Annotated in this window: 25 protein-coding genes, 2 tRNA genes and 2 pseudogenes; 13 read left to right on the top strand and 16 right to left on the bottom strand. The window is 47.4% G+C overall.

The genetic code is table 11. The annotated features are described in order from the left end of the window. Nucleotides 1-311: 311 nt before the first annotated feature. Nucleotides 312-602 carry a hypothetical protein gene (locus tag EL268_RS10140; protein WP_106653694.1) on the bottom strand — a complete coding sequence of 97 codons (291 nt, stop codon included), beginning with the start codon at nucleotides 600-602 and terminating at the stop codon, nucleotides 312-314. Nucleotides 603-692: 90 nt separating this feature from the next. On the opposite strand from EL268_RS10140, the gene EL268_RS10135 reads away from it, so the two are divergent. Both EL268_RS10135 and EL268_RS10130 read left to right on the top strand, forming a co-directional pair. Continuing rightward, nucleotides 693-1,490, top strand: coding sequence for a putative protein N(5)-glutamine methyltransferase (locus EL268_RS10135; protein ID WP_106653695.1), 798 nt, complete (start codon nucleotides 693-695; stop codon nucleotides 1,488-1,490). A gap of 322 nt (nucleotides 1,491-1,812) precedes the next feature. Then, nucleotides 1,813-2,803: pseudogene (locus tag EL268_RS10130) on the top strand (IS3 family transposase). Between the two features lie 56 nt (nucleotides 2,804-2,859). On the opposite strand, the gene EL268_RS10125 reads toward EL268_RS10130, so the two are convergent. The 7 genes and pseudogenes from EL268_RS10125 to EL268_RS10090 form a co-directional block, all read right to left on the bottom strand. Continuing rightward, a complete protein-coding gene (locus EL268_RS10125; RefSeq protein ID WP_106653696.1) occupies nucleotides 2,860-3,297 on the bottom strand; it encodes a hypothetical protein in 438 nt (145 codons plus the stop codon). Between the two features lie 737 nt (nucleotides 3,298-4,034). After that, complete coding sequence (locus tag EL268_RS10115) at nucleotides 4,035-4,253, bottom strand: hypothetical protein (protein ID WP_106653697.1); 219 nt, start codon at nucleotides 4,251-4,253, stop codon at nucleotides 4,035-4,037. Beyond that, nucleotides 4,250-5,125, bottom strand: coding sequence for a zincin-like metallopeptidase toxin domain-containing protein (locus tag EL268_RS10110; protein WP_373863412.1), 876 nt, complete (start codon nucleotides 5,123-5,125; stop codon nucleotides 4,250-4,252). The genes EL268_RS10115 and EL268_RS10110 overlap by 4 nt, the downstream gene beginning before the upstream one ends. A gap of 9 nt (nucleotides 5,126-5,134) precedes the next feature. Then, nucleotides 5,135-5,551, bottom strand: a pseudogene (locus tag EL268_RS10105) (DUF4280 domain-containing protein); the annotation flags it as partial. Nucleotides 5,552-5,987: 436 nt separating this feature from the next. Beyond that, nucleotides 5,988-6,063 (bottom strand) — tRNA-Val (locus EL268_RS10100). 25 nt (nucleotides 6,064-6,088) lie between these two features. Beyond that, a tRNA-Ile gene (locus EL268_RS10095) sits at nucleotides 6,089-6,165 on the bottom strand. A gap of 403 nt (nucleotides 6,166-6,568) precedes the next feature. After that, nucleotides 6,569-7,162, bottom strand: a complete 594-nt coding sequence (locus tag EL268_RS10090; RefSeq protein WP_106653698.1) for a phosphatidylglycerophosphatase A family protein — start codon at nucleotides 7,160-7,162, stop codon at nucleotides 6,569-6,571. A gap of 177 nt (nucleotides 7,163-7,339) precedes the next feature. Here EL268_RS10090 and EL268_RS10085 point away from each other — a divergent pair, with 177 nt between their 5' ends. Continuing rightward, complete coding sequence (locus tag EL268_RS10085; protein ID WP_106653699.1) at nucleotides 7,340-8,044, top strand: alpha/beta hydrolase; 705 nt, start codon at nucleotides 7,340-7,342, stop codon at nucleotides 8,042-8,044. A gap of 2 nt (nucleotides 8,045-8,046) precedes the next feature. On the opposite strand, the gene EL268_RS32725 is transcribed toward EL268_RS10085, so the two are convergent. Beyond that, on the bottom strand, nucleotides 8,047-8,205 hold the full coding sequence (locus EL268_RS32725) for a hypothetical protein (RefSeq protein ID WP_164724454.1): 159 nt from the start codon (nucleotides 8,203-8,205) through the stop codon (nucleotides 8,047-8,049). Nucleotides 8,206-8,350: 145 nt separating this feature from the next. Between EL268_RS32725 and EL268_RS10080 the strand changes: the two genes are divergently transcribed. Together EL268_RS10080 and EL268_RS10075 are read left to right on the top strand one after the other, a co-directional pair. After that, nucleotides 8,351-8,860, top strand: coding sequence for a YjcG family protein (locus EL268_RS10080; protein WP_106653700.1), 510 nt, complete (start codon nucleotides 8,351-8,353; stop codon nucleotides 8,858-8,860). Nucleotides 8,861-8,937: 77 nt separating this feature from the next. Next, entirely contained in the window at nucleotides 8,938-9,393 is a 456-nt protein-coding gene (locus tag EL268_RS10075) for a GNAT family N-acetyltransferase (protein ID WP_106653701.1), read from the top strand. A 107-nt stretch (nucleotides 9,394-9,500) separates the two neighbouring features. On the opposite strand, the gene EL268_RS10070 is transcribed toward EL268_RS10075, so the two are convergent. Next, nucleotides 9,501-10,400, bottom strand: a complete 900-nt coding sequence (locus tag EL268_RS10070) for an NAD(P)-dependent oxidoreductase (RefSeq protein ID WP_106653702.1) — start codon at nucleotides 10,398-10,400, stop codon at nucleotides 9,501-9,503. A gap of 200 nt (nucleotides 10,401-10,600) precedes the next feature. Here EL268_RS10070 and EL268_RS10065 point away from each other — a divergent pair, with 200 nt between their 5' ends. The 3 genes from EL268_RS10065 (at nucleotide 10,601) to EL268_RS10055 (ending at nucleotide 12,657) form a co-directional block, all read left to right on the top strand. Continuing rightward, complete coding sequence (locus EL268_RS10065; RefSeq protein WP_106653703.1) at nucleotides 10,601-11,116, top strand: TetR/AcrR family transcriptional regulator; 516 nt, start codon at nucleotides 10,601-10,603, stop codon at nucleotides 11,114-11,116. A 108-nt stretch (nucleotides 11,117-11,224) separates the two neighbouring features. Beyond that, nucleotides 11,225-11,647: a DUF3995 domain-containing protein gene (locus tag EL268_RS10060; protein WP_106653704.1), complete on the top strand. Its 423-nt coding sequence runs from the start codon at nucleotides 11,225-11,227 to the stop codon at nucleotides 11,645-11,647. A 113-nt stretch (nucleotides 11,648-11,760) separates the two neighbouring features. Next, nucleotides 11,761-12,657: an RCC1 domain-containing protein gene (locus EL268_RS10055; protein WP_106653705.1), complete on the top strand. Its 897-nt coding sequence runs from the start codon at nucleotides 11,761-11,763 to the stop codon at nucleotides 12,655-12,657. A 132-nt stretch (nucleotides 12,658-12,789) separates the two neighbouring features. On the opposite strand, the gene EL268_RS10050 is transcribed toward EL268_RS10055, so the two are convergent. Next, nucleotides 12,790-13,635, bottom strand: a complete 846-nt coding sequence (locus tag EL268_RS10050; RefSeq protein ID WP_106653706.1) for a PHP domain-containing protein — start codon at nucleotides 13,633-13,635, stop codon at nucleotides 12,790-12,792. A gap of 106 nt (nucleotides 13,636-13,741) precedes the next feature. On the opposite strand from EL268_RS10050, the gene EL268_RS10045 reads away from it, so the two are divergent. Beyond that, the gene (locus tag EL268_RS10045) at nucleotides 13,742-14,104 is read left to right on the top strand and encodes a hypothetical protein (protein WP_047068510.1); all 363 of its coding nucleotides are present in this window, start codon (nucleotides 13,742-13,744) and stop codon (nucleotides 14,102-14,104) included. Here the strand turns inward: EL268_RS10045 and EL268_RS10040 are convergent. Continuing rightward, nucleotides 14,074-15,003 carry an MBL fold metallo-hydrolase gene (locus EL268_RS10040; RefSeq protein WP_106653707.1) on the bottom strand — a complete coding sequence of 310 codons (930 nt, stop codon included), beginning with the start codon at nucleotides 15,001-15,003 and terminating at the stop codon, nucleotides 14,074-14,076. The genes EL268_RS10045 and EL268_RS10040 overlap by 31 nt on opposite strands. A 10-nt stretch (nucleotides 15,004-15,013) precedes the next feature. Then, the gene (locus tag EL268_RS10035; RefSeq protein ID WP_106653708.1) at nucleotides 15,014-15,736 is read right to left on the bottom strand and encodes a YitT family protein; all 723 of its coding nucleotides are present in this window, start codon (nucleotides 15,734-15,736) and stop codon (nucleotides 15,014-15,016) included. Between the two features lie 283 nt (nucleotides 15,737-16,019). Between EL268_RS10035 and EL268_RS10030 the strand changes: the two genes are divergently transcribed. Both EL268_RS10030 and EL268_RS10025 read left to right on the top strand, forming a co-directional pair. Then, nucleotides 16,020-17,384, top strand: a complete 1,365-nt coding sequence (locus EL268_RS10030) for a hemolysin family protein (RefSeq protein WP_106653709.1) — start codon at nucleotides 16,020-16,022, stop codon at nucleotides 17,382-17,384. A 71-nt stretch (nucleotides 17,385-17,455) separates the two neighbouring features. Beyond that, nucleotides 17,456-19,867, top strand: coding sequence for a UvrD-helicase domain-containing protein (locus tag EL268_RS10025; protein ID WP_106653710.1), 2,412 nt, complete (start codon nucleotides 17,456-17,458; stop codon nucleotides 19,865-19,867). A 149-nt stretch (nucleotides 19,868-20,016) separates the two neighbouring features. Here the strand turns inward: EL268_RS10025 and fabI are convergent, their stop codons facing one another. From fabI to EL268_RS10015, 3 genes are all read right to left on the bottom strand, one after another. Beyond that, the gene (gene fabI / locus EL268_RS10020; RefSeq protein WP_016742464.1) at nucleotides 20,017-20,790 is read right to left on the bottom strand and encodes an enoyl-ACP reductase FabI; all 774 of its coding nucleotides are present in this window, start codon (nucleotides 20,788-20,790) and stop codon (nucleotides 20,017-20,019) included. 96 nt (nucleotides 20,791-20,886) lie between these two features. Continuing rightward, complete coding sequence (locus tag EL268_RS32720) at nucleotides 20,887-21,054, bottom strand: hypothetical protein (RefSeq protein WP_164724409.1); 168 nt, start codon at nucleotides 21,052-21,054, stop codon at nucleotides 20,887-20,889. A 39-nt stretch (nucleotides 21,055-21,093) separates the two neighbouring features. Next, the gene (locus tag EL268_RS10015) at nucleotides 21,094-21,819 is read right to left on the bottom strand and encodes a ZIP family metal transporter (RefSeq protein ID WP_106653711.1); all 726 of its coding nucleotides are present in this window, start codon (nucleotides 21,817-21,819) and stop codon (nucleotides 21,094-21,096) included. A gap of 233 nt (nucleotides 21,820-22,052) precedes the next feature. Here EL268_RS10015 and EL268_RS10010 point away from each other — a divergent pair, with 233 nt between their 5' ends. Further along, entirely contained in the window at nucleotides 22,053-22,670 is a 618-nt protein-coding gene (locus EL268_RS10010; protein ID WP_106653712.1) for a MerR family transcriptional regulator, read from the top strand. A 152-nt stretch (nucleotides 22,671-22,822) separates the two neighbouring features. Then, on the top strand, nucleotides 22,823-23,911 hold the full coding sequence (locus tag EL268_RS10005; protein ID WP_106653713.1) for an HD-GYP domain-containing protein: 1,089 nt from the start codon (nucleotides 22,823-22,825) through the stop codon (nucleotides 23,909-23,911). Nucleotides 23,912-23,947: the final 36 nt, after the last annotated feature.

Below are 23,947 nucleotides of genomic sequence, written 5' to 3'. Positions count from 1 at the left end.
ACCATTGATACGACAGCATTTATCTAACGTTTTCGCACCAAAATTCGCTCCAATTGCCCCAAATAAAAAAACACAGGGTTGCTTTAACCCGTGTGCCTCTCCTTGTCTTCTAATCTCTCAGTAAATTCCTTTCCCTCATACCACTCTAAAAATACTCGGCGTAATACTTTCATTTTTGTTCCTGCTACTCATCTTGTTCTCCCCTTTCCTTATACTTTAAAACGTCAATATTTCAACTGAGGGCTACTAGTGCTTAGCTGTTTAACCTACCAGCGGTTGTATGAGATGGCAATGCAAAAAAAGCTTAGCTTTCAGAAAGCAAGGCATACAGCGTGCTCTGCTAAACTTGAGGAGATCGATTCGTTGATCCATTCTCTTTCGTCCCAAGCACCAGCCTCGTAACCACCATGAGGATCGGCTTCTACTTTCAAATAAATATCTTGCTTCTGTCCAACTGCTTCAATTAGTAAGCCCATGCCTGCCGACCTGCTTGAAAAATACGGCAACATGATAATCTCACTATCAACAACGATGTAGTAATCTGGAGGAAATTTACCGCCTTCGTAGCCCAACGCCTCCAAACCGATTATTGTTTCCTCCATTTATCAAATCCTTTGTTGTGTTGCCTCCTAAGATAGAATAAAATCAAATACATAAAATTACATCAATTCTGAAGTGAGGGAATTTAGTCTTTGAATGATTATGAGATTCATGGCGATCAATTTTTTTCTAATATCGTCACTAAACTTCAGGAAGCTGGTTGTGTTTTCGCTGAAGATGAGGCCAGGTTACTCATCGCCTCGGCAGGGACTACGACTGAACTTTCGGACATGGTAGAACTGCGAACAACTGGCATGCCTCTCGAACACATTATCGGCTGGGCTGAGTTCTGTGGACTGCGGATTATTGTGGATAAGGGAGTTTTCGTTCCCAGACAACGTACAGCATTTCTCGTTAGACAGGCTGCCGCCCTCCTCCGTCAAAAGTCGATAGTGCTTGACCTATGTTGCGGTTCAGGGGCAGTGGGTGCGGCTCTTGCTTACTTGGAACAGATTGAATTGTATTCTACTGACATCGATCCAGCCTCGGTGCAATGCACCCGTCGCAATGTTACTACCGCAGGCGGTCGCGTTTACGAAGGAGACTTATTTGAGCCTCTTCCTATAATACTTAGGGGACACGTTAACGTCATCGTCGCCAATGCTCCCTACGTCCCCACCAAAGCCATCGAATATCTTCCACCTGAAGCTCGCATCCATGAGACGAGAATAGCACTCGACGGGGGAACGGATGGGCTTGACGTTCAGAGACGAGTAGTGGCTACAGCTCCACTCTGGCTGGCTCCTGGTGGACACTTACTAGTTGAGACAAGCGAGCGTCAGACACCTCAGACAGTCGATATATTCACTCGTTGCGGGTTCATTACACGGGTGACAAGGTCCGATGAGTTGGATGCTACCGTCGTAATTGGAACCAAGCCGATTCCCTAAAACGGTTTAGGAGTCTAAACCTGCCCACATAGGCTAGGCCACTTGGTCCAATATTCTTACTCATAACCTTCTTCTTTTGGCGTGCTCTTCGCCATTCTTTCTACATCTTCATTAACGACCGCTTTTTTGATTACGACATAGTCTTCAAACCATAAAGGTTGTCAAAATGTTGCCAAGCGACAACGTAGAGGGATTATGTTGTCTGATGGACGAGGACATAAGAAAAAACCTTGATTTCTGAAAATATCCCCTCATGGTTGACTGTGTTTAAAACCCCACTGTTACAATTGGGTAAGACACAATTGACCAGAGGGGATTTTTTATGGCTAAAAAAGGACAAACATTTAGAGTTTATACGGAAGAGGAAAAATTGGAAGCCGTACGTCTTTACGAGTCCGGAGTATCTTCTAGAGAAGTCGCCAGAAGATTAGGCATTCCAGAAAAAAGACAGGTGTTCAAGGTTCTCAATTATTAACAAATGCAAACCAAATATCGATTATCATGGCTGCTCAGTTTTGCAAAAGTATCCTGTGCGGGATATTACAAATGGAGAAAGTCCAGAGAGGCAGCTGTTCAACGTAGCGAAAAGGAAGTCAATCTAAAAGAACATATCTTAAGTATCCATCGTTTGCATCCTTATTATGGTTACTTACGAATGACAGTTGCCCTTCGCAAAGAAGGATTACAAATCAATCATAAACGTGTCTATCGATTGATGAAGGAATTAGGTATTCTCTCAGTAATTCGTAAAAAAAAGGCGATTCTTCGGTAGACAGGCATCAGTTGTAAACCCGGATCGTCTGGAAAGACTGTTTAAAGCAGAAGCACCTCTAAAGAAGCTGGTAACCGACATCACCTATCTACGAGTCGGAGAACGATTTTTTTATCTATCTGCTGTGCAGGATCTGTATAATAACGAAATCGTTGCTTGGCATGTCTCTTCCCAAAACGATTTGTCAGTCGTGATGAGCACCGTAGATAGTCTTTGGAAGGGAAGAGAGATGAACGGTTCCGTCCTACATTCGGACCAAGGTTTTCAATACACTTCCAGACACTACAATAAACGTTTGGATGAGTATGAGTACGGAGTACTAGGAAGTCATTCGAGACGGGGAAATTGCCTGGATAATGCCTGTATCGAGTCATTCTTTTCTCATCTAAAGACAGAAATGATGTATCGATGCTCGGCAAAATCATTTGAGGAATTAAATCAATCTGTTGAAATATACATTGCATTTTATAATCAGAGTCGTTTTCAGAAAAAACTAGGCAACCGTTCCCCGATTGAGTATCGGAAAGCGATCGCCTCGTAACTATGGGTTTTTAGGCAGTCTACTTGACAGGGTTACGACCATGGGTGCTTTTTCTATTAATTAATTGTAAGTTTATACGGACTTGCTATACCAAAATCAGATGGGCTATGTCCATAAACCTTGATATATACCTGATCACCAAGACCTAACTGGAGGCCCAGAACATCTGCACCACCTTGTCCAGAATCGGTTGGTGAATACGTATTTTTCACTCTTCCATTAGCCGAGATATAGATCACATCAAAATCATAGTTTTTATTCATTGGAGATTCTAATAGGATGGAGATACCCTCTCCAGTTCGATTATCATATTTGTACCAATCTACATCATTACTATCGAAAATTGTCTGGGAGGCGCTTCCGTATTTTTTGATAAGAACTGCCTCATTCTGGGTATCGCCATAACCATCACTAGCAAAGGCAGATTGAGCACTCATAGTCAACGCAGCCAACACCATGCTAGAAGACAATAGTTTTCTTAAAGTATTCTTCATTTTTTTCTCTCCCTTTTATCCAATTGATTACAATTTTAGTATATTTTACTAGTTGTAAATTTTCAACATTATTACTCTTTTATTAATTGCATTGAAAGCAAAAACTTTATCATGCCTCGCTTACTAAGTTATGATCTTTCGGAAGCTTTTCTACAGAATGATTTTCAGCGAATGTAAAAGCCACCCGATGATCCGGATGGCTCCCACTTTTCGCTGTTCATGATTTTTTGGTTCGGTACCTCACACTATTGCTTTACTTTACTTGCGTCATAGCCTCTCTGAGCTGCTGTACCCCGCTCCTGGTTGTAAAGCTGCCCTTGGTACTTATGGTCCTCACAGCATTTGTCAGATTTCAGCTTTGGACATCCTTGCTTAATGCAGAATTTTTTCAGCGCTATGTCTTTCACCTACCATTTCAACGAAAGAGCCGCCCGGTTATTTACCCGAGCGGCTTATTCATCGTGCGTACATTTAGTATAGAGCGTTTATCGATTGACTTTCAAAAACCGTCAATAACGTCAGATGTGTCAAATATGTCAACCTTTCAGGTGCATATATACGTATACTTTTTTCAGACTTTCTATACGAACATCTTCATTCGTGAAAACTGTCATACAGGTAGAGCAAAGGTTTTGTTAGTAAGAATGAGAAGAAGATGTTCATTGGACTCTAAGTAACCCACAAAAAAACCTTGAAAAGCAAAAGCTATTCAAGGTAGTAATAATTACCTGATTTTATTAACCGAAGAACCAAGCTTCGCCATTTTTATCGTCTACCATTACAAACATTGGTCCTTCTAATAGACTACCTGTTTTTGTTCTTACTTCAAAAGCTACAGCCCAATTATTCGGGTTTGCTCGAGACTTATTAATACTAATGAAATTTAGCGTGTAATGTTCTGATGGATGTTTATCTACTAACTCAAACGCTATTCGTTTTGCTTCATTCTCTGTCATCGAATCCCTCCATAATCCAAAATGTAATCAATCGCATGTTGTTTTTCTCTTTCATTTAACATATTCCATCGCTTACTTGAATTAGACAGCATATCGAACACAAATTGTTCAGGTGCATTAAATTGTGTCAAATCATTGTAAGGAACTCTTCCTTGAGTACGTGGTAATTTCAAATATGCCTCCTTTCCAATATTTCTATATTGAATATAATGCGAGAGTTCATGCCATACTTCATATTGGGTTGGATTACTTCTTAGATATAGTTCACCGTCGTTAGCGTTGAACGCTCCTCCCTTATTAGGTGGTAAAAATTCGTCCCCAACCTTTAATGTTACTCCTCTTTTTTCAAGATATTTGCCTAAAAGCTTCAAATCTTTTTCACTGTAGAGTTTTCCACCAAAGCGAGTTGTCTCTTCTACATAATCAATTTTACCGGTTGCCTTCTTTCCTTTCCTTGCCGCATCCACTAAATCCTTAATGTTTTTACTTCTCCCCAGCGTAAGTGCACTCAAGGCAAGTCCACCGATTGCAATTCCATCCGCGAGATTGATTTTATCATCCCGCAACGTATTCAAGTCTTCTTGCATTGGCTCGATATAGCCTTCCCTTACAAACACGCCAACACCCTTAGGCAAATCCTCTGCCGCCTTCTGTAAGCCTTTTGGCAAATCATTTGCAGCTTTCTCCAAAGCCCCTGGCAGCTCACTTGCCGCTTTTTGCATCGCAGCAGGAACGTCTCCCAGCATCGAGATTCCTTTGACGAAATTATCCCACATGCTTGGCTTTTCCTGTGGCTTCTCACAAGCTGGTCCTTGTCCAAAATCAGCAGCAGACGGCCCGCTATTTGGTGACGACTGATTTCCTATTGTCACACCACCCAAATCCTGCCCGTCATCTTCAATCTTGATCTGCCCACAATAGAAACACATATTCGTTGATTTATTTAGCAATGCCGGATGGCCACCGACCATTTTGTCCGCTTTCCCGTCTATCCATGGCATTGTGGTCAGAGGTGTGCACGGCATTGGTGTAAGTACACCATTGTTGGCTGCTGTGGCAGAAGCGACTGTGGGATTTGGTAAGCTGCTGCACTTTCCGAATGGCATGATATTTACGTTAGGAACAAAATCCATGATGTTCATTTGCGGCTATCCTTTTACAAAAACACCATGGCTGAACGGCATTTTCAGCCGACTCTGTTTACTTCCGCTGCTGCATGATAAAATGGCTCCCACAACCACGTAGCTCTTGCGTTCAGCACTTGGCTGCTGGATATTGATTCCTTCAATATTGGGCAAACAGTCTCCTCCTCTCTGTAAAGGATTTCATACAGATGGAAGGTGTTCATGGTGATCGATATGCTAAATATCCAATCTATATATAAAAAAGGAAGTAATGCCCATTTTTGATGTATCGGATATAGAGTGGTCACGAGAAATAGGTATAAAGTCGCAAATAACCTTTGTGTTCGAAAAGCCGTCTTATTCGGTCGGCTCTGCCCCACTCGACATGTAACGTGGATTCGAATACATGAATATTGCCATGCGGTGCCAAAAGAAGCTGCTGACAACTTCGAGAGAAAGATCAAACAAAGGCGTTCAGGATGCTTTTTGTTGAGTCAAGACTGTTAAAATGTTATCAAGCGGAAACCTCTTGGGGCTTATGTAGTCAGGGTGGATGGTTGAGGATATAAGAAAAACCCTTGATTCCTCAAGGGTTCTAACGTTTATATTATGGTGATCCGGACTGGGTTCGAACCAGCGACCCCCACCCTGTCAAGATGGTGCTCTCCCAACTGAGCTACCGGATCATGGGATATGTGTGTGATCGTTTAATGGTGGGCCCTGTAGGACTCGAACCTACGACCAATCGGTTATGAGCCGACCGCTCTGACCAACTGAGCTAAGGGCCCGAATCGTATCGGACGTCGATCACATTTATTACTATACAGCATCGTAAAATGGATTTCAAGAGTAAATGAATAATTTCTTGTAAAAATTTTCACTCGTACCAAAAGAACACTAAGAAACCCAGTGAAATCAGGCTTGTTTTTCCTTTGTAAAAAGCCATTCCCCACCGCTGCTGCCCACTTCCCCCCTACGAAACATGGGGATTACCTACGTGATGGCGTCAAATCATTCATGACTGCATCAAGCATATGAACTACACCGGTGAAGAATTGACTCTTGCCATTTAAAACCTTGCCTATTCTGTAGCTTTATCTGCTAGGCTGAAGACGATCTAATAGAGATTAAAACAAACAAGATAATTAGGTAACGATCGAAACAAACTCCCTCATCCTAAACCAAACCTACCTACCCCGCCTGCTCCGTCCCTTTCCCCTTCTCCTCGACACGCAGCTCTGCTTCCTGTTGCTTCAACGCCTCACTCCGTGCCAACTCCGCCTCCTGCTCATCTCTCATCCGATGTGCCATGCGGCTAGAGGCATTGGCTGCCACACTCGCCACGAGGTCGTCCAAAAACGTGTGTACACGTCCCTCTGCCGACTTGGTATCCAGCCTTTTAATCACCCCGACCTTGTGCTTATCCAAATGTCCAAAGGTGGTCACCGCGATACTTCCATATCCAAATACGGAGCCTAGCGCCAATGTTTCGTCGCATCCGAACAGTCCTTCATCTGACGCGATGATGGATTGGAGCGGCTCGGACAAGAGGCCCTTCTCTGCTAACGTATCCAACTCAACGCCAACTAGGATGGCGTGCTGCATTTCCCTTTTTTCCAAGACTGCTTTGACGCTCTCGATGCACTGCGCCATTGTGAGATCCGGATGGTAAGGCGACTGCATGAGATAGACGATCTCCGCGATATCATCCACCGTCACTCCGCGTTCTGCCAAACGTGCGAGAGCAGCGTTTCTGACTTCGATGCTGTGTACTTGCTTCTTCATATAAGAGACAACCCCTTCCACAAATCGAGTGAAGTCGTTTCCTACCATAGTATCACACGCTGACCAAATTGCGACAATCTTTCGGCCACAGCCTGATCGTGTACCCAAACTCTTGGGCATGCCCGCTCGCTCCTGTATAATAATGAACAGGAATATCCCAATAAGGAGGACACCGCAGTGGCCCTTGAGGAAATTATCTTGGAAAGCCGGTTTTTGGGGACACCGGAAAAGCTGATTGTCTACACACCCCAACGCTACTCGCCACTCTACTCGTATCCAGTCCTCTACGTACAAGATGGAGAAGATTACTTGGCAATGGGCCGGATGGCTTCTTTGCTGGATCAATTGAATCGGGACAAAGAATTGCCTGATATCATCGCTGTCTTTCTCCCTGTCGAGAAAAGTAAACGGCACGACCGTTATCATCCGGATGGCAAGGAGCATATGGCCTACCGTCGCTTCCTCGCCGATGAAGTCGTGAGCTATGTCGATACGCATTTCTCCACACATCCTTTGGGGAACGCACGAACACTTCTTGGCGAATCTTTGGGCGGTGTCGTCTCACTGTTCACTGCTCTCAACTATCCACATACATTTGGACAAGTTGCCTGCCAATCGATTGCCATGGACGCAAAGTTAAATCGTCTGGTAGCTGACGCTGACTTTTCCGTACCGCAAACCTTTTATTTGGAAATCGGGACGGAGGAAACAGCAGTAAGCACGGGGCGCGGCACATTGAATCTTCTAGCGGCCAATGAAGAACTGCGCGAGATTTTGGGCATGAAAAAAGCCACCCTCGTTTATGAAACGTTTGAGGGTGACCATACGTGGGGCCACTGGCAGCGCAATCTACCGCGTATGCTAATGACGCTTTACGGGTAAACTTACCGTGGCTGTTCTTCTTGTGGACCTTCATCCTTGATAGTCGATACGAGTGCCTCTTCGAATTCTCCTTTTCGTATCACAGTCAAGATCGTGAAGGTCAGCACAGACAGTAGAAGCAGAACGAGAAAAATGAATGTGATCATCATAGCCGTATACATGCAGTGCGGCACCTCCTTGCACTACACAGTCTTTCCTTTGGCGCAAGGAATATACGGACCCGCGCTTAACATTACACAAATGAAGAATTTTCTGTTAAAATAAGATCTTGTAGAGCATGATAGATAGTAAGGAGGAGTGGTTCTGATGATGTACAGTATCGTAATATTCCCATCTAGCAAGGTGCAAGAAGTAGCCAACTCTTACCGGAAACGTTATGACCCGGGCTATGCTTTGGTTCCTCCGTATATCCGTTTGAAGGAAGCCTTTGAGCTGGACGAAGCCAAGCTGCCTGAGCTGGTGAGCCATCTGGAGCAGGTTGCCTCCTCTACCGACAGCTTTTCGGCTCATTTCCATCGGGTATCTTCTTTCCACCCTACCAACAACGTGATCTATTTGGCTGTGCAAAACAAAGAACCATTTAACGAGCTGCATCAAAAGATTGCCAATCAGTGTGTGAATGAAAAAGAAACCTACGCATACGTACCGCATCTGACTATCGGGCGCGACCTGTCCGACGATGAGCTGCGGGATGTAACCGGCCAACTGAGCATGGCAAAAATTGACCTGACCAGCGAGATTGATCGCTTCCACTTGATTTATCAGCTAGAGGATGGCATCTGGAGTGTTTACCAGACTTTCCTTCTCAAAAAATAAACACCTTTCCTCAAATACCACCCCTCCCTGCGTATCCATCGTAGGGAGGGATATTTTCTAACAAAGGACGAATACCGATGAACCTGCAAACCTACCAGATCCAAAGAGTCACCACTGAGCAAGAATTGGCAGATGCCCTGTCTGTACGCCGAGTCGTTTTCATCGAGGAACAGGAAGTACCGGAAGACTTGGAAATAGATGAGCATGATACATTGGATAGCGGAACAATTCATTTTGTGGCCTACCGCGATGGAAAACCAGTGGGTGCAAGCCGTCTCCGTACCTACGCACCTGGGGTGGGAAAAATTGAACGGGTAGCGGTTGCTAAAACAGAACGGGGTACCGGGCTGGGCCGCCAAATCATGCTCGTGATGGAAGAGATGGCCAAACAACATGGGTATGACAGCCTGAAGCTGAACGCACAGACGCAAGCCCAACGGTTTTATGAAAAGCTCGGCTATGAACCTTTTGGCGACTTATTTGACGATGCCGGGATCGAGCATATTGCGATGGTCAAATCCATTCGCGAATAACAAAAGCTTACGTGCAGCTCCATTCCCTCAGTCGGAAAAACAACCTCGTTTTCGCAATGATCATCATGCGAAGCGAGGTTGTTTTTCATTGGCACCAGAGAAAAGAATTATTTCACAAGCGGTTTCCGGATTGCCTCAATCACGCGATCAAAAGAGTCAGCACCGTAGCCCTCTGCTACTTTCTGTGTGGCCAATGCTAGCAATGGCGTCAACCAATCAACGGGGATTCCCTGTTCCTTGCTGGCATGAATGATGTGTTCAAGTCCTAGTTTGTTCGTATTCAAATTGGACACATCGGTCGTGAAGTTTCCTTCATCACGGGCACGTGCGGCAACCGGATCTGTTAAGAGCGGAGCAATCAAGTGATTTACCCAGTTGGTTGCGTATGGAAGAAACTCTGTTCCTGTTATGTCTGCCGTACTTAATAGGGCATGGGCATGCATGGAGCCATACCAAGCCCCATACATCATGGTGAGCAGCGACAAATCATAGATCAATGGAACACCATGGTCTTCACTTAGATAGGCAGCCTTGCCTCCCAGCAGTTTCAATGTCGGTTCATATGCTTCAAACAGAGCCTTCGACCCACCGTAGAAAATGAGTGTTTCGGGCAGTCCAATCATTTGAGGAACAGCCATGATCGCTCCATCGAGATATTGCCCACCGCGCTCGCTTACCCATTTGGCTGTCTTGCGTGCATCCTCCGGGGTTCCGGTGGTGAGGTTGACAATGACACGCCGTGATAATTCTTTTTCCAAGGGTCCTAGCAGCTCTTGCATAACTTTGTAGGTCGATAAGCAGACAACGACCAAGCTGCTTGCCACGATTGCCTCTGCTACACTCCCCGCCAGCACTGCTCCCTTCTCGACTAGACCTTTGGCTCTATCTGCTGAACGGTTCCAGACTGTCGTTGGATGACCGCCTTTTAGAAAAGCATCCGCGAGTGCTACTCCCATATTGCCTAGGCCAATAACTGTTACAGACACAGGAATTGATGTTGATTTCATAGGTCGACTCTCCATTCATTTTATTTTTTGCAAGCGAGATGATCTGGAGCTACACGCAAGGTCTATCGCTCTTGATTGCGATTCTAAAGCTTTACACTAGTGTGAATGTCAATACAAAAATCAATGCTTCTTGACACATCACACTCGGTGGAATAACATGGAACCAAAAACATACGATACCGTATCTTTTGAGGTGAACGATGCAATACGTACGTGAAGATTGGATTCGGGCAGGGCTCGATATGTTGGCTGAAGCAGACATTGACGCTGTTCGTGTGGAACCTCTCGCCAGAAAACTGAAGATCAGCAAGGGGAGCTTTTATCATCACTTTCCAGATCGTCAAGCGCTACTGGATTCCATGATCGATTATTGGGAGGAGCATGCGACCGAGCGGATCATTCGAGCGCCACACTCGGACAACATGTCGTTGGAACAGCTGTTGTCGAGCGTTTTTAGCAGCGAGCGGAAAATCGAATCCGCTATCTACAACTGGGCGAAGCAACATCCTGCCCTTTCCAAACGTCTCGTGGAAATCGAGGAGCGCAGGATCGGATTCGTAGCCTCTTTATATGAGAAAAAAGGGCTGGCTCCCGCTGATGCAAAGGCACGCGCTCAGCTCGCGTACCTCCTCTATATTGGTTGGCTCGTGCGCAGAGAGATGGAAGCGCCTTTTGATATGTCCGCACCCTTGGATCATTTTATGTCTTGGATTTGATTCCCCCTGCCTGCCTGACAGATTGTCTTGCACAGGGATTTTTTCATCCAAAAACATACGGATACGTATCTTCTGCAAAAACCTTATGAATCAATAGGAGGCTTTCCCATGACGCATGTTTTCCCTATTTCATCAGCTATCTTTTTAGTCATCGTATCCTTGCTGCATTTTTATTGGGCCTTCGGAGGAAAATGGGGGACCGATTCCGTCATTCCCACAACGGCCGATCATTCACGCCGAACTTTTTCCCCTCGGAAAGGCGGAACGATCGTTGTTGCCTGCTTGTTGACTTCTGCCGCTTACCTTTTGCTCGCCCAGGGCAGTTATCTCCCGCCCTTAATAGCCCCTTCTTTGATTCAATGGGGATGCATTGTCTGTGCAGCTGTATTTATCCTCCGCGCAGTGGGAGACTTCAACTACATTGGCTTTTTTAAAAAAGTAAAAAATACAAAGTTTGCCCGTCAAGATACGGCATTGTTCACCCCTCTATGCTTGTGGTTAGGGATGTCATTTCTGCTTGCATTGTTTTAAGTTCACAAACCCCAAGAACGACAGTTCATGGTATTATTTCTTGATGGAACGTACAACTCTCGCAGTGTGGTTGACTACGATGAAAATAGCTCTTGTTTTCAAGGAGGGAAAACATGGATTACATTTCACCGAAAGACGCGATGTTAAAGGTGAAACGGTGGTCTAAAGATACCATAGCGGCAGGTCGTCGTCATACCGTTGGACTCAAATCGGACGGCACAGTGACGGCTGTGGGTGATAAGAAATATGGCCAATGTGATGTAAGCGGCTGGCGCGATATTGTGGCGGTAGCGGCTGGTAATGTTCATATGGCGACGAACACAGGTAATGCTCATACCATCGGTCTTAAAGCGGATAGAACTGTGGCGGCTGTGGGTTGGAATAAGTATGATCAATGCGATGTAAACAACTGGCGCGATATTGTAGCAGTTGCGACGGGTTGGCGTCGTACCATTGGCCTTAAATCGGATGGCACGGTGGTAGCAGTGGGCCGAAATAATGAAGGTGAATGCAATGTAAGCGGCTGGCATGATATTGTGGAGGTCGCGGCGGGCGACTGGCACACCATCGGTCTTAAATTGGACGGCACGGTGACGGCTGTGGGTAATAATCGGTATCGCCAATGCAATGTAAACGGCTGGTGCGATATTGTGGAGGTCGCGGCGGGTTATCTTCATACAATCGGGCTTAAATCGGACGGTACGGTGACGGCTGTCGGTTTGAATAAACATGACCAATGCGATGTAAGCGGCTGGCGCGGTATTGTGGCGATTGCGGTGGGTAGTAATCATACCATTGGCCTTAAATCGGACGGTACTGTGGCGGCTGTGGGTTGGAATGAGTATGGCCAATGTAATATAAGTGATTGGCGCGATATTGTGGCGATTGCGGCGGGTTGTGCCCATACCGTAGGGCTTAAATCGGACGGCACGGTGGTCGCTGTAGGTGATAATGAATATGGACAATGCGATGTAAGCAGCTGGCGCGGCATCCAACTGCCCGAAAATTAGTTTTCAATAAAACCACGAAGCCGCCGCAGATCGATCGGTGGCTTCGTTGCGCTAACGGAGAACGTTAGCGCAAAATAAGCAGCCGCAGTCTAAGACTTTATTTTTCAAGTCATAGTCAGCGGCTTTTTAAAATTACGCCTTTCGCTTCGCCGCAATCGCACGTAGCTGTTCAACAGCATCTATCGTTGCGGTATGAGAGCCGAGCATCGCATGAAACGGCTCCTCTCCTCGCCAGCCATGGAAATCAGAACCGCCGGTTACAACAAGTCCGTATTGTGCTGCCCACTTGCTGTAGCGCATTTTTTGTACTTCATCGTTGTCCGGGTGATTGACTTCAATCCCGTCCAATCCGAATACAATCAATTCCTCGACCAGCTCATCATCGTCATACAGGCCCGGGTGAGCCAGCACCGCCACTCCGCCAGCCTCTTTGATCAGCGTGATCGCTTCCTGCGGGGTAATGCGTGGAGGATTGACATAAGCCGCTCCTCCTTTGCCCAAGTACTTATCGAAGGCCTCCGCGATCGTAGAAACGACCCCCAGCTCCATCAGTTCTTCTGCAATATGCGGTCGCCCGATGTTTTTGTCCGTGCCCTGCTTGCGGCGGTATACCTTTTCCAATGAAATGTCGATTCCGAGCTCCTGCAGCCGTGCAATCAGCAGTTGGTTACGCTCATGCCTTGTCTCTCGCAAACGGAAGAGACGCTCTTCAAAAGCCGGGTCTTCATACGGGACAAAATAGCCGAGAACGTGAATATCCTGCCCCTTCCCAACGGAGCTCACCTCGACTCCCGGAATAATTTCCACGCCGAGTGCGCGGGCAGCCTCCATTGCTTCTGGAATCCCTGCTACCGTGTCGTGATCCGTGATCGCCAGTGCAGCAAGTCCTGCCTCCTTCGCCAAACGTACATTTTCCGCAGGCTCGCAGGTTCCGTCTGACGCTTTTGTATGTGTATGCAAATCTGCCATACGTTCCATCCTCGTTCACTCCTTCTTTTCTGTTTCCACAAGTCTGAATTGGTATTGCCGTACATAGTATGAGAGTAAGCTCGATTTCTCAATGGTTGAACCGAGGAGGATGTCCATGCGGTTAAAAAACAAGACCCTTACCGGTGTCGTTCAGCCTCTCTCTTATGTTGACAAAATGCTGCGGCAACAAGGCTTTCATCGATCAGGCGGGGACAGTATGCCCACGTACGATGTCGTCATGTACGATTCCGCCAGCAGCAGCGCGTATTTTTTGCGCATCCCTACGAACTACACCAGCACAACGACCGGAAAAGGGGAACTGAATGTCAAACTGGGTCATCCGTATTTGGAAGCAAAGTTCTATATGAACACCTCATCCGAAGAAGTTTTTTTCATTCCCAAGGCCGTCCGCGAAGCTGCAGAGCATAAGCTAGCAGAAATCGCCGATTACCTTTCTGCTCCCTCGGCTCCATCCTGAACATTTCTCCACAACCACCGATTTTGTTCAAACCGGTATGTCACCCTCTTTGTTTTCTGAAGCCCGACCAGGTACCCCATAAACGCCGTCCGAAACAGGACGTAACTCGAAGCATTTTCTATGGAAATGTGTAAACGCTCACACAGGAGAGTTAACGCTTCTTCTGGTGTTCTCTCCTCTACTAAAATGTCGCAGATCACCGAGAAAATCCGCTCATGCCAAGCAATATTTTTGTTCACGGCATCATGAGAGGTGGTGGTATATGCCCCGTGCCCAGGCAAGTATCCCTTGTAGTTGGTTGCAAGCAGTTTATGAAGACTGAGTAGGGTCTCATGCGCATCCACAAGAAACGGCAGCTTGTGCTTTTCCAAAACCTCTTCGCCTAAATAACTGTCGGCAGCGAAGCAAATCTCGTCACAGACGACGCCAACCTGTTGCCAGCTATGCCCCGGCAGAGAAAGGATAAAGAAAGGTACGCCATCTATCTCGATCCCTTCATCCAGTGGAAGGAGGTGGTCCACCCGAGAAGGCTGCGCAAGCAAAAACTTGTTTTTGAGATCCTCAAGTGGTGATGCACCCATGTTCAAGTAAATGGGCTCAAGTATGGGATTCCGAATGATCGCCTCTTCCAGCGGTGGCGCATAGACTCTTGCTTCGGGCCAGCATCCGAGCAAGTAGGCGTTGCCACCGAAATGGTCGGCATGAGAGTGTGTCTGAATGATTGCAGACAAGGGCTGGGCGATAGCGTCCAGTCCTTTCTTGATTTTTTTGGAGTTCTGGGTATCCAGACCAGAATCAATCAGGATTGCTCCACGCTCACCTATGACAAGTCCTATGTTAACATGACCGGGCAAATAGCCGACACGCTCCGTTATCATTTGAAATGCTTGTCCAGACAAAACAGACCCCTCATTTCTTCCTTTTCCTATTTATTTTCTCCAAAATATCGCCTTCCCCTTCCCCGTTCCTATATCTGGTGTTCGTGATTGCATAGTGCCGCGACGAGCGATCGTCCATTTTACTCGAAATAAGCGGACCAATGATCGTATACGGTGGCAAAGGTCGTCCGAGTCCACTGAACATATGCGTAGTCGCAGCAACTGCGACGATTGTCAGCAAAGAGAAAATCATTCTCTCCATCCCGATCGTCCGAATCGAGCAAAGTACGATCAGCCCATCGATTAGAAAAATCAGCAAGGCAACGCGCAGCTTGTATCGTCTGGCAAGAAATTGCGCAAGCAGGTCTGTCCCGCCCGTATTCGTCTCGTAGGCAAGCATCAAGCCGACACCCATTCCGATTAATGCGCCGCCAGTAACTGCGGAAAAAGAAGTTGACCATAGATTCCAGCCACGCATATCCGAGAGAATATCTATAAAGAAAGCAGAAATCAGCATGCCGTGAAAGCTGTGAAAAAACAATCTGCGATCATAAAAAAAGACGATGACATACACAGGGATACTAACCAAAATCATCACGAGACCCGGCGGCATTTGCATGTAATACGTCGCCAACAAACCGATCCCGATCATGCCCCCTTCCATTAGGCGATGCGGAACCAAAAACAGATTGACTCCAATGCCTAGGAGCACGCTTCCTGTAAGAATCGCTACACTTTTTTGCAGCCAGTACATGTCGCTCCCCTCCTTGGACCGTGCTCGTTTATTTTTATGATCGGAAAGAAGCTGGTATGTCCAAGCATTGCCTAAATGCGCTCGTTCAAATCGGAACGTTTTGACTGTTCGGTTGACCTATTGGTATACTTACGAGAAACAGGAAAACCTGTAGCATGGCTCATGAAAGGCATATCCATTACAGGTTTTAGATCGAATATTTATCCGTTTTTGGTCGTACAGGTAAAATACCATTATCGTATCGGAGGTGAATTCTCCTCCTTTCGCAATGCGGGAGGCGGAGGTGTGCTTGGAGAGTCCGATAGGGGAGATTACGCTGAATCTGCTGCTTGTGGTATTTTTGGTTCTTCTGAACGGCTTTTTCGTCGCAGCAGAATTCTCGTTGGTAAAAGTTCGCCAAACTCGTCTGACCCAGCTCGTCAGTGAAGGCAATAACAAAAGTGCCCGCTACGCGCAAAAAGTCACACGTGAGCTCGACGCCTATCTTTCCGCCTGCCAGCTTGGAATTACACTGGCTTCGCTGGGGTTAGGCTGGGTCGGTGAACCTGCCGTCGCCCATTACGTGGCGCCCGTCATGGCATTTTTTCATTTCCCGTCTTATTTGGTCGGTCCGACCTCACTTGCGATCGCTTTTGCTATCATCACATTTTTACATATCGTTTTCGGAGAGCTTGCGCCTAAATCTTTGGCGATCCAAAAAGCAGAGGCCACTTCCTTATGGACTGCCGCTCCACTCATGTTTTTTTACAAGCTGAGCTATCCGCTCATCTGGTTTTTAAACGGAGCAGCCAATTTGCTGATCAGACGCCTTGGAATCGAGCCTGCCACCGAAAACGAGTCCGCTCATACGGAAGAAGAAATCCGCCTTCTCATGAACCAGAGTCATAAAAGTGGTCACATTGACCAGACCGAGATGGCTCTCGTCGACAATGTCTTCGTGTTTTCCGAACGTCTTGCCCGGGAAATCATGATCCCACGGATTGATATGATTTGCCTCTACGATGACAACACGTTTGACGAAAACCTCGAAATCATGAGAGAATCTCGCCATTCACGCTTTCCCGTAGCCCATGAGGATAAGGACAGGCTGATTGGCTTTGTACACACTTCAGATTTTTACCTCTCTGCGTTGACGACAGGGAAAGCAGAGTTATCTGATTTTCTCCGCCCATTATTGACGGTGCCGGAGTCCATGGAAATTAGCCACGTCTTGCGCTTAATGCAAAAACGCCGTTCCCAGCTCGCCATCGTAATTGACGAATACGGAGGTACAGCAGGGTTGTTAACGATGGAGGACATTTTGGAGGAAATCGTCGGTGATATTCAGGATGAGTTCGATGAAAATGAGCGCCCTGAAATTGAAGAAAGCTCCAGCAATACGCTCTCGGTTTCCGGCAAAACTCTCTTGACAGAACTGAATGATTACATATCGATTGAAGTCGTTTCCGACGAAGTCGACACCATTGCCGGATGGCTCTACAGCCAGTTAAATGATGAGGTCGCAAAGGGCAAAACCATCACGTTCCAAGGCTATCTTTTTGCGATCAGTGAACTGCAAAACCATCGCATAACACGGGTAAGCATCTCATATTTGGGAGCAGAAGATTCGACCGCTCTTCCTGAGGACATCGTGTCGCTGCACTCCTAATTGAAACCAACAACCATAATGGCAAGTGTCCCCTGCCGACAGGGGGCACTTCTTATTTCCGAGGTGTCATGATGAACTACGCTTTACTAGACAACAAACCCATCCTGTTGCTACCAGAGAACTATAACCGCATACCGTTTTGGCGCATGGCTGCCCGGCAGGACAAGGTACGCTGTCCAGCCTGTGCATCGGCGCTTCGTCTTCATGCTGGCATCAGCTTTGAGCCGCATTTCTTCCATCCTGAAGGAGCTGAATGCCCACTTCTGACGGAAAATGGTCCTGCTCCTCTCGATTCGCTGCAAGCGATAAATGAGACGGCTGCTACTGCCTTTCAAGCTGTCTTGGCTGCTACGGCCGAAAAGGATCACAGCGAGGATCACACGAAAGAATCACTCGCTTTCTCAACCAAAGAGCACAGCGAGACATCCATAGACGAAGAAAATACAACGACCATCGGCTCCTTTCGCCTTCCGAAAAAGAGAACGATTGGCACGAGCACGACGCCTCCCCCGCCAGCTCCGAAGCCACCTGTTTTCCGCAAACGCTTGATGCCGAAGAAGACCATCTCTCACATGGCTGAGCAAATGCGAGATCAACCGCTTCACCCGGGACAACAGCAAGCGGTGCACGCAACCGAGGGGCCTTTTCTCATCCTCGCCGGGGCCGGAAGTGGCAAGACACGCGTCATGACGGCACGCACGACTCACTTGATCTCAGAGTTGGGTGTAAAACCGAATCAAATCATGGTCGTGACCTTTACGACCAAAGCCGCCGATGAAATCCGTCAGCGCATTGCCCGGCAACTACCTGCTGGACAAGCACGTGAGCTGATTGCCGGCACGTTCCACAGCATCTTTTACCGAATGCTCTTGCATCACCAGCCAGAACGCTGGGATCAACAGCGCCTCTTGAAAAAGGATTGGCAAAAATGGCGGTTGATGCGCGAGGCCGGCGCACTGCTTGGTCATGACGAACTTGCCACGTTAAAAGAAACAGAGATCACTGAAGCACTCGGCATCATCAGCCGTTGGAAAAACGAATACATCCTCCCCCAGGAGGTCGCGTATCGGGAAGCAACGAACGATGCAGAAAAACGGGCGATCCAGCTTTACCCTCTATACGAGGCCACGAAGAAAAAGCATCATTGGTTTGACTTTGACGACATGCTCATTGGCTGCTACGAAATGCTGCGCGATGATCCAGGACTCCTGCGCCGTTATCAGGAACGCATTACCTATGTGATGGTCGATGAGTTCCAGGATATCAATCGCATTCAGTATGAGACGGTCAAGCTATTAGCTGCTCCACAAAACAATTTGTGTGTCATCGGGGATGACGACCAGTCCATTTACGGCTTTCGCGGCAGTGATCCGCAGTACATCTTGGGCTTCACCAAAGACTTTCCGCAGGCGTCGACATTTACACTCGAGGTCAACTACCGTTCCCATTCCTCGATTGTCAGTCTTGGCTACTCGCTGATCGGTCACAACCGGGAGCGTTGGGCAAAGGAATGTCAGTCCTTTCATCACGAGGAAGGCGACGCGTATTTATTCGAGCCGGAAGACGAAGAAGAACAAGCTTCCCGGATCGTCGATGAAATTATCCATCGTCACGAGCAAGGGGCCATTTTGGGTGAATGCGCCATCTTGTACCGCACCAATGAATCTGCACGCCCCATTTTGGAGCGCCTGAGCGAAGCAGGGATTCCTTTTCATTACACGCAAGAAGAGGATTCCTTTTACCAACGCCAGACGGTTCGTTGGACGCTGAATTATTTGCGGCTCGCGTTAAACCCGGATGACACCGATGCGCTCAAAGAAATATTGTCGACCCTCTATATCTCAGCCGAAATGTGGAATGCCTTGCGCAGTCAAGCAATTATTGAAGACAAGCCGATTTTGCACGTTCTTCCGCATCTGACACAGCTCAAACCCTATCAGCGCAAGCACATGCAGCAAATCAACGAGATTCTCACCGCGTGCAAGGATGTTCCACCTGCCCAGGCGCTCGAGCTCATCTATGAGGATGGGAAACTGCGCGACTATCTAAAAAAACGCGCGAAAGACCGGGAAGATGGCCGGGAACGTTGGAGCGATGAGCTGCAGCAAATACTGGCAGCTTCGAAGCGCCATGCGACGATCAGCGATTTTTTGGCTTATATCGATCAAATGGCGCGACAAGAAAAAGAGTGGCGCACGATGCGACCACTCCCGGACGAAGCTGTTCATGTGTTAAGTATCCATCGGGCAAAAGGTCTCGAGTACGACCACGTCTTCTTACCTGATCTGGTAGAAGGTGCCCTTCCTCATGAGTACACATTGGATGAGCTGCGAAAAGGCGGCTCCGGTGCGCTTGAAGAAGAACGTCGTCTCTTATACGTCGCGATTACCCGGGCCCGTCACAGCTTGTGTATTGGTATCCCCCGGGAGCGATTCGGACGAAAGACCCGCACCTCCCGCTTCATCGCCGAGATGGGCAGGTAAGTACTGAAAACCACCGCCCATATAAATCAAAAACTCTTCCATGTTCGTAATCAATGGAAACATAAAAAACAGGCCCCCTTTCACGCATTTTGGGTATAGTATGCGAGAAACCGGGGCCTGTTATTCTTTTTCGGAAAATTTGCTTCTCGTTACCCGCCCATAATGCTGTAGCCAGCATCGACGTGCAAAATTTCACCCGTGATTCCTCGGGAGAGATTGCTGAACAAGAAGAGAGCGGTGTCGCCTACTTCCGATTGGTCAATCGTGCGGCGCAATGGCGCTTTTTCCTCAATTTCCTTCAACACGGAGTTGAAATTGCGGATTCCTTTTGCAGCAAGTGTACGGATTGGACCAGCGGAGATAGCATTGATACGAATGTTCTCTTTGCCCAGGTCGTTTGCCAAATAACGAACAGATGCATCAAGCGCAGCTTTGGCTACACCCATGACGTTGTAGTTTTGAATCACGCGCTCACCGCCAAGGTAAGTCAAAGTCACGATGCTTCCGCCCTCCGTCATCAACGGACGAGCAGCACGAGCAACTGCAACCAGGGAGAATGCGCTAATGTCTTGTGCCAGCGCGTATCCTTCGCGGGATGTGTTGACATACTCGCCTTCAAGCTCTTCCGTTTTCGCAAACGCGATGCAATGCGCTAGGCCATGAATAACGCCCACTTTTTCTTTGATCACAGCAAATGCCGCTTCGACATCCTCATCCTTCGTCACATCGCAATTTACCAACAGCGACTCTACTCCCAATTTTTCCGTGAGTGCCGCCACGTTTTCACGCAGACGCTCCCCTTGGTACGTAAAAATCAGATTCGCTCCAGCATTATGTAAGGATTGTGCAATTCCCCAGGCAATGCTGCGGTGGTTTGCTACGCCCATGATGACGATGTTCTTTCCTTGCAACAATGTGTTCATTATGTATCTGCCCCTTTCCCAACTTATTCCCCTGCATTATAACCGATCTTGTCCATGGATACGAGGGGATAAACGAGAGGGGCAGTGTAAAAACATTTAATCGGTACTTCCGGCCTGATCGGTTAGCGCAGATAGAGCTTCAGTGGAAGCCCAGGATTCCTGCAATGGATTCAACGATGTCCCCATGACCGGGAATTCAGTCAGTGACTGCAAGAGATCGTCCGTTTGCATTTGCTCTTGATGGTTCATACTGTCAGTCCACACTCCCTTCCTCCAGACTAGACTGGCTAGGAATGGGACCTTTTATGCATGCAAGTGGTTCGCGTGTAAAAAGGCAGACAAAATCAGGTACACGGCCATCGCGCCAACAAAATAAACCCCGTACTGCGCCTTTTTAGTTTGTCCGATATAAGGGACGAGATGGCTGGCGGATACATACAAAAAAATACCCGTCGTCATGGCCAGCATAATGCCAGACCAATTCGGTGGAAACATTCGCTCAGCAAATCCAAAGCCAAGAGCTCCCGCAATCGTCGCGATCCCAAGCGATGTCGCCCCCCAAAATGCTTTCTTTCTCGAGTTGGTCGCTGCCAGCAAAAGAGAGGCAATGGTTACACCATCCGGAATTTTGTGCAGCAGCATAGCCACCAACACGGATACCCCAACTTCTGAATCCATCCGCAAGCTTGCGACTAATGAGACGCCTTCGACAAATGCATGCAATAAAAAACCCGTCATGACCCCAATGATTCCCGTCGAGCCAAACTCTCCGCTCGACTTGCTGATTAATTCCAAAGCAAAAAGCGTCACAAAGCCAACGAGCACAAATGGCATCAACCACAAGCTCTTGTCAGAAAAGACATGTGGCATCAAATCTAGCAGCGTAATCGCCAGTAGTAGCCCAGCCCCTGCACTGATCATCGCAAACAATGCCTCGGATGACCATGCACGCAGACATAACAGCAGTCCCCCGATACTGCTCGCCAAGGCAGCAGTCAAAAGGACAATCCAGAAAACAGATTGCATCATCCGGTCCTCTCCTCACCCAACGAGCAATAACATGCTTACTCCTTCCATATGTACGCGCCTGTCCCGGTCATTATGAGCAGACAACCAAATTTGACAAAATACGACGATCTGTCCGAATCGGACGAAAGATCACTAGTTTTTAGAACCTTTGTCGATTCTCTCTTACCCGGAAAATTTTGGTGCTATAATGAGTCCACCGGGAATACCGAGAGGAAAAAAAGGAGTGATTCGGGATGGATGTACAAGTTTGGATGGCTTCAAAAGAGGTAGCTGATCGCCTTGATGTGCATGTTCGTACACTGCGTAACTGGCTGGACTTGTTCGTACCTGCACAGGAACGTCTGAAAAATCCACAGGGTCACTATTTGATCAGCGAAGCAGGCTTTGAACTGCTCAAGGAAGTGAAGGAAAGAAAAGACAGCGGCAACAGCTCGTTAAAAGATATTCAGCGCCAACTGATAGAAGAAGGACGCCTGTCCGAGGAAATGCTCCTGGAGGAAGAACTCGCAGGTGCGGAAGAAACCGCCGTTACGCTCAGCGCCACAAACAAGCTGGGAACGGGCATGCGAGAAGTGGAAATGACCGTCCACGAGACACTCGTCCAATTTCAGCAGGAGCTCACACAACTCTCTTCTATGAATCATATGCAATCAACCATTCTGCAAAAGATTGCGGACATTGAAGAAATGCAAGAGTCCCTCCGCTTGGAAATGCGCCGTGTTACTTTTGAATTAGATCTTATGCAGCAACGCTTGACTCGTCGCAAAGAGCGCTATGCCCGCTACGAGCCTCGCTGGTCACTCAACCCTTTCCGCTGGTTTACACGTTCAGATCGCGCAGCCGAGCAGTAAATGCATGTTAGCAAGGAAAAAAATTACAAATAAAAGAAATCCTTCAACAGCGGTAGTCTCCCCCTGTTCTACTGTGATAAAATGGAACTACACAAACTGACAGAAAATCAGGACTATTTACATTCTATCAAAAAAGGACTGGGGCTTTCGTTGTGAGAAAATTGCATATTACTTCGGTAAAGCCGGGCGATGTCATCGCAAAGAGCGTATTTCAGGAAAATGGAAACGTTCTGTTGGGAATCGGGGTACAACTAACCCCCCGTTACATCGAACGGCTTGTTCAATTGGGAATTGATACCCTTTACATTCAAGACAAGCACACTGAAGATATCATGCCGGAAGATGTAATCCGCGATGAGACGCGTAAAGAAGCCGTGGATGCCGTGTACAAAACGATGACCACCCTCATGGATCAGCCGCAGATCAAGCGCCGTACGTCCGCCCCTGATTTCGGGAGCAGTTTTCAAAAGGTTTTTCGGGAAATCTTTCAAGACTTGAGCAGTCGCAAAGACATCTTGGTCAACCTGTCCAGTCTTCACGTGTTGGATGGTTACCTTTTTCACCACGCTGTCAATGTCGCCGTTCTGTCTGGTGTGGTAGGGATGGCCAAAGGCTACAACCAGCAACAGATGATGGAATTGGGCATAGGTGCACTTTTGTTCGACATCGGCATGACACAGGTTCCTAAGGAGATCTGGACCATGCGTACCGAGTTAAGCCCAGAAGAACGCCTACGTGTCCAATACCATACCGAAGAAGGCTTCAATATATTGCGGAATCAACATAATATCTCGGTCGTCTCCGCACACTGTGCGCTGCAGCACCACGAGAGATACAACGGAACCGGATATCCCCGTCAGCTCAGCGAGAAAAACATTCACGAGTATGCACGCATCGTCGCAATCGCGGATGTTTACGATGCCTTAGTTTCTCCGCGTCCATTTCGGAAAAGCTACTCGCCGAGTGATGCTACCGAGTACTTGTTTGCTACGGGAAACACCTATTTCGACCTCGACCTGCTCAAGCTATTCTTGCAGCACGTCGCTATTTATCCAATTGCTTCAACTGTATTGCTGAGTACAGGGCATACCGGGGTCGTTTCCAAAGTGAATCCATTGGCTGTGAATCGACCTACAATCCGTATTCTTACCAATGAAGACGGCTCTGAAGTAGCCTCCACCTATGAAATCGATCTCTACGATAAAGAATGGATGAGCGTGACGATCGTCAAAACCTTATAGGCCCGCGACAAAGCTGAGATTCAATACTCATCTCAG

Origin of the sequence: Brevibacillus brevis, from assembly GCF_900637055.1 — a bacterium.
In the GTDB taxonomy this organism is placed as follows: Bacteria; Bacillota; Bacilli; order Brevibacillales; family Brevibacillaceae; genus Brevibacillus; species Brevibacillus brevis.
This window is presented reverse-complemented; position numbering and strand designations above follow the sequence as displayed.

Coding starts and splice junctions, on each gene's coding strand:
- EL268_RS10075 (WP_106653701.1), top strand. CDS start 8,938: ATGAACCTGCAAACCTACCAGATCCAAAGAGTCACCACTGAGCAAGAA.
- EL268_RS10080 (WP_106653700.1), top strand. CDS start 8,351: ATGATGTACAGTATCGTAATATTCCCATCTAGCAAGGTGCAAGAAGTA.
- EL268_RS10050 (WP_106653706.1), bottom strand. CDS start 13,635: ATGGAACGTATGGCAGATTTGCATACACATACAAAAGCGTCAGACGGA.
- EL268_RS10090 (WP_106653698.1), bottom strand. CDS start 7,162: ATGAAGAAGCAAGTACACAGCATCGAAGTCAGAAACGCTGCTCTCGCA.
- EL268_RS10115 (WP_106653697.1), bottom strand. CDS start 4,253: ATGACAGAGAATGAAGCAAAACGAATAGCGTTTGAGTTAGTAGATAAA.
- EL268_RS10010 (WP_106653712.1), top strand. CDS start 22,053: ATGGATGTACAAGTTTGGATGGCTTCAAAAGAGGTAGCTGATCGCCTT.
- EL268_RS10140 (WP_106653694.1), bottom strand. CDS start 602: ATGGAGGAAACAATAATCGGTTTGGAGGCGTTGGGCTACGAAGGCGGT.
- EL268_RS32725 (WP_164724454.1), bottom strand. CDS start 8,205: ATGTATACGGCTATGATGATCACATTCATTTTTCTCGTTCTGCTTCTA.
- EL268_RS10065 (WP_106653703.1), top strand. CDS start 10,601: ATGCAATACGTACGTGAAGATTGGATTCGGGCAGGGCTCGATATGTTG.
- EL268_RS10125 (WP_106653696.1), bottom strand. CDS start 3,297: ATGAAGAATACTTTAAGAAAACTATTGTCTTCTAGCATGGTGTTGGCT.
- EL268_RS10045 (WP_047068510.1), top strand. CDS start 13,742: ATGCGGTTAAAAAACAAGACCCTTACCGGTGTCGTTCAGCCTCTCTCT.
- EL268_RS10070 (WP_106653702.1), bottom strand. CDS start 10,400: ATGAAATCAACATCAATTCCTGTGTCTGTAACAGTTATTGGCCTAGGC.
- fabI (WP_016742464.1), bottom strand. CDS start 20,790: ATGAACACATTGTTGCAAGGAAAGAACATCGTCATCATGGGCGTAGCA.
- EL268_RS10055 (WP_106653705.1), top strand. CDS start 11,761: ATGGATTACATTTCACCGAAAGACGCGATGTTAAAGGTGAAACGGTGG.
- EL268_RS10035 (WP_106653708.1), bottom strand. CDS start 15,736: ATGTACTGGCTGCAAAAAAGTGTAGCGATTCTTACAGGAAGCGTGCTC.
- EL268_RS10060 (WP_106653704.1), top strand. CDS start 11,225: ATGACGCATGTTTTCCCTATTTCATCAGCTATCTTTTTAGTCATCGTA.
- EL268_RS10025 (WP_106653710.1), top strand. CDS start 17,456: ATGAACTACGCTTTACTAGACAACAAACCCATCCTGTTGCTACCAGAG.
- EL268_RS10015 (WP_106653711.1), bottom strand. CDS start 21,819: ATGATGCAATCTGTTTTCTGGATTGTCCTTTTGACTGCTGCCTTGGCG.